Annotated in this window: 4 protein-coding genes; all 4 read left to right on the top strand. The window is 49.8% G+C overall.

Translation table 11 applies throughout. The features are described from left to right. The first annotated feature begins 30 nt into the window (after positions 1 to 30). Positions 31 to 2,148, top strand: a complete 2,118-nt coding sequence (gene csoS2, locus J3998_RS12985) for an alpha-carboxysome scaffolding protein CsoS2 (protein WP_208151092.1) — start codon at positions 31 to 33, stop codon at positions 2,146 to 2,148. A gap of 24 nt (positions 2,149 to 2,172) precedes the next feature. Continuing rightward, on the top strand, positions 2,173 to 3,666 hold the full coding sequence (locus J3998_RS12980; protein WP_208151091.1) for a carboxysome shell carbonic anhydrase: 1,494 nt from the start codon (positions 2,173 to 2,175) through the stop codon (positions 3,664 to 3,666). A gap of 13 nt (positions 3,667 to 3,679) precedes the next feature. Beyond that, on the top strand, positions 3,680 to 3,937 hold the full coding sequence (locus J3998_RS12975) for an alpha-carboxysome shell vertex protein CsoS4 (protein ID WP_208151083.1): 258 nt from the start codon (positions 3,680 to 3,682) through the stop codon (positions 3,935 to 3,937). A 3-nt stretch (positions 3,938 to 3,940) separates the two neighbouring features. Next, the coding region (locus tag J3998_RS12970; RefSeq protein ID WP_208151090.1) for a EutN/CcmL family microcompartment protein at positions 3,941 to 4,185 on the top strand (245 nt) is incomplete at its 3' end.

Here is a 4,185-nt window from a genome sequence, read left to right as displayed (position 1 = left end):
TAACTAACGAACGAAAAGGGAGGCCAAATAATGAGTCAATCTCAAAGTGGTCGCGCAGCAGCGCAAGCACGCCGTCAAGCTCAGCTTGGTGGTGCCGCTATCTCTTCGACTAAAACTTCTGCTAGCCAACGTAAAGCTGCAGCTGCTAATGCGCCGATTCCAACGCGTGCTCAGCAGCGTTCAGCTAACGTTGCGCCAGCTGCTCCGGTGGTACAAGCCGCACCTGTAAGCGCTCCAAAAGATCGTGCACAGGTTGGCTCTCCGGTAGTGGTGGCAGAAGGGCGTGAAGCAGCACAAAAACGTCGTCAAGCGCAGCTTCGTGGTAACCGTGGTTACCAGAAGCAATCGAGCAACAACCCGCACCCTAAGGCGAAAGCTATGCAAGCTCGTGCATCTGCAAAAGCAGAAGCGCAAGTTGATACAGCTCCAGCTGCTAAGGTCGAGGTTGCTGCTAAGCCTTTGACAACAACACGTGCTACTGGTCGTAATGAAGTTAAATCAACTGTCACTACGACTAAGTCAAATCCTGGTCGCGATATGTCTCGTTCATATCGTAAAGCTCGTACGCTAGGTAAAACCGGTGAGACTGCCTATAAAACAAAAGGCAGCCAATCTGGTGCCGTTGCGCGTATGAACAACCCAGAAGCTTCTAGCCGTGATATTGCGCGTACTGTTCGCTCAGAACGTTGTAGCCGTGGCAAAACTTGCTCAACCGGTGCAACCAGCAACACACGTAGCCGTAAAGGCCGCGAGCGCAGTGCACCTGAAAAAGTAGGTCATTCTACGACTCTTGCTGGTCAAGGGATTTCAGGAACACAAGTCGGACAAGGTAGCATGACAGGTGCCGAGAGCGGTGCATGTCAAGTTGTAAGCGGTACTGAATATTTAAGTTCAGAAGAATTCAACACCCAATGTGATAGTGCTCCAGCCGCGGGAAAGCCAAAGGTAACCCGTACGCAAACTACTAAAGGTGAAACCATTAGTGGAACAGCAGTTGGTAATGCACAAGCGGTAACGGGTGATCGTGCAGGTGCATGTCGTGGTATCACTGGTACCGACTATCTACCAGCCGATCAAGGTGAATTGTTCTGTGGTACTAACGCTAGTCAACCTGCAAAGGTTTCTGGTTTTAGCATCAACGCAACACAAATGAATAGCAATCAAGGTGCTTCAAACGTAACCGGTGGTGACGGATATAAGTCAACTTCAGTTACGATTCGTCCAACTGCTGTAGAGATGCCTGAGAAGGTAGTTTCTTCACAAACAGCAGCGGGTAACCAGACTACGGGTACTCAAGTTGGTCGTATTGAAGATGTTACTGGCGATGAACGCGGTTATTGTCAGTCGGTATCTGGTACTGGTTACCAAGGCGTAGAGGAAGCTGAAACTTTCTGTAACGCTCAACCAGAAGCAGCTCCGGCGAAAATTACCATTTCTAGCACAACTCGTGGTCAATCGATCACAGGTGATCGCAGTGGTTCAACTACTGGGATGACAGGTGCAGAAGCAGGTACTTGTAAAGCAGTAACTGGTACTCCATATATGTCGTTTGAGCATAGCTCAAGCTGTGGAACTGAAGCGCGAGCTGAAGTCCAACATCGTACTATGGGGTCTGTTATGCCGGGAAAGCAACCAATGACTGGCGCTAAACCAGGGCCTCAGGGTCTAACTGGAGCGCAAAAAGGCGCATGTCAATTAGTAACAGGTACTGCATACCAAGGCGCAGGTCAAACTGCGGCGGTATGTGGTGGTCAGTCAACTGCCTCTCAACCAGGCGAGTCTGATTTTCCTCAGATAATGAACAATGCAATGCCTTCGGCGCCAGTCAATGCACCTCAAATGATGATGCAAGCACCTGTGACTTCGCTACCTCAAACTGCTCCGGCAGAAGAGGTTGCACCACAACATGGTCCGCGAATTACAGGTGACGGTTGGGATCGCAGCAGCAAAGTAACCGGAACGGAAGGCGAATGGGCAACCAGACGCAACCCTTCTTTCCGTGGTGGCCAACAGCCAGCACAGGTAATGGGGGCACATAACTACCGTCCGCAATCGATGCCAGAGGTTCCAGTCAGCTCAATTACCGGTTCTTCAGGGAATACCGAGACAGGGGCGAAAGTCACTCTCTCGGGCGGCGCTCGCGCTTAACCTGAAACCGTAAATGAGCACGTTATGTTAGCAAGAGGGCGTTATCGTCGAGACCGCACACAACATGAATTACCAAAGCCGATTCCTTATAAAAGGAAGAGCGCAAAGGGAAATCAAGCGAGTGCAGTTGAAAACGGACATCCTCTGGCTGATCAGCATACAAATGAACGACTCCGTGCCTATGAGTTAGCTTCTAAAGCCCGCTTCGATAATATCGAGGCGGTGCTTACAAGCCTCTCAGCAGGATATGGTAGACAGGACTTTGCGCGCTGGGCTAACAAAACGTTACAAGCACAACTCGGGTTTGAACTGCCACTGGATGTTCTTGAACAAGCCAGTATCGGTGGCTTAAATCTGAGAACGCTTTACAGCCAATGCGTGTTTGAACAATTCTTAGCCTTTAGCAAAGAATTTTTTGAACAAGACCCATTAAATGGTCAACAAACAGAACAAGTAGCTAAGCAGTTACAAAGCATGGGATACCATGCGATTGGAGTTGCGCCTTGTGCTGACGGACGTCTTGCACATATAGTCAGTTACGTTCTCCGTTTGCCATACGACTTGGTTCGACGCAAAGCCCACGCAGGCGCTTTATTCGATGTGAGTGAAAGCGTACGCAACTGGGTATTTATTGAACACATGCGCTTTAGAGAAGCCAAGCCGAATGCGGCTAATGAACCGACCCGGTATTTAAAAATCGCGTCTTATCATTTCTCGAAAGCCGATCCGCACCACCAAGGGTGTGCCGCGCACGGTAGTGATGATGCAAAAGCAGCTCAAGCCGCGCTCGACAAACTAACGGATTTTCGTCAAGCGATTGAAAATCGATTTGGATGTGGGTCAACCATCGACGTTGTATTGCTAGGTGTTAATACAGACGACGACAGTTTACGGGTTCATGTTCCAGACGAACGGGGCCAGGTGAGTTTAGAACGCTATGTCGATACGCATACGCTCTACCACCAAACAATGAATTTAGATGCCGAGGCAGCACAACGACAGATTGCCAATACATTGGTTGTCGGTAATCGCCGCGCCCGTCTTGCAGACGATGCCGCGAATTTGCGTAAAGTGCTGGCTTGGTTGATTGAGCGAAATATCGCTCAGATAGATTATGTACACCGTTTTGAAGCAGGTTGCTATCCGGACTTAGGTCACGCCGAACGATTTATCGGAATCGGCAATGGATTTGAAGAAGTTCAGCTTCGCAATCTAACCTATTACAGCTTCTTAGAGACCTTGGAAGAAGGTCTCGCGGATGTACAAGTCGGCATTAAGATTTTCAAGAAATTGAATCTATGCCAGGGCAGATCGATACCGATTATTATCCGCGCCGATTATGACGGCCGCGTGGCGGAATCGAAAAGCCGAGCTGCTAAGAAAGCGCAGCGTATTGAAAAAGCGGTACATGAGCAGTTTGCAGATTTATCGAAAGTCGGTATGTTGCATACGCTTTGTACCTTAAGAGATTACACTTCTCACTGCGCAGCCCATCGGCTGGACAGCGAGACTAACTGACAGAGAGTGTTAGATGAAAATTTGGCGCGTAACCGGCACTGTAGTCTCCACCAACCGCATCGCGATGATGGATCACATGCCGCTGAAGCTGTTGGAAGACAAAAAGAACGGCAGTCCAACGGTTGCGGTCGATCCAATCGGCTGCAAAGAAGGCGACTACGTTCTATGTTGTGGTAGTTCCGCGGCACGTGATGCCACCGGAACCAAAGGCTACCCAAGTGATTTGACCATCGTTGGTATTCTCGATCACTGGGACGGATGGGACGACTAAGCCATGCAGATTCATCAAGTAGGCAAGCAGATCGTCCTGACCAGCCGTCTTGAAGATGTTGGGCATCTGCCACTCAAAGAACTAAAAACGCTAGGCGGGGGCACAGCCGTAGGCATGGACCCGATTGGCACCAAAGAAGGCGACTGGGTGTTTACCATCGCCAACTCAGCGGCACGCGATGCGGCTGGGGCAAAACGACTATTAACCGATTTAACGGTGTCCGGCATTATTGATAATTGGCAGGACAT

Origin of the sequence: Thiomicrorhabdus marina (genome assembly GCF_017571465.1) — a bacterium.
Taxonomy (GTDB): Bacteria; Pseudomonadota; Gammaproteobacteria; order Thiomicrospirales; family Thiomicrospiraceae; genus Thiomicrorhabdus; species Thiomicrorhabdus marina.
The sequence above is the reverse complement of the archived record's forward strand: the minus strand, read 5'-3'. Positions and strand labels throughout refer to the sequence as shown.

What these genes read in the sequence shown, in the direction of transcription:
- J3998_RS12980 (WP_208151091.1), top strand. Translation starts at nt 2,173, where the DNA reads ATGTTAGCAAGAGGGCGTTATCGTCGAGACCGCACACAACATGAATTA.
- J3998_RS12975 (WP_208151083.1), top strand. Translation starts at nt 3,680, where the DNA reads ATGAAAATTTGGCGCGTAACCGGCACTGTAGTCTCCACCAACCGCATC.
- csoS2 (WP_208151092.1), top strand. Translation starts at nt 31, where the DNA reads ATGAGTCAATCTCAAAGTGGTCGCGCAGCAGCGCAAGCACGCCGTCAA.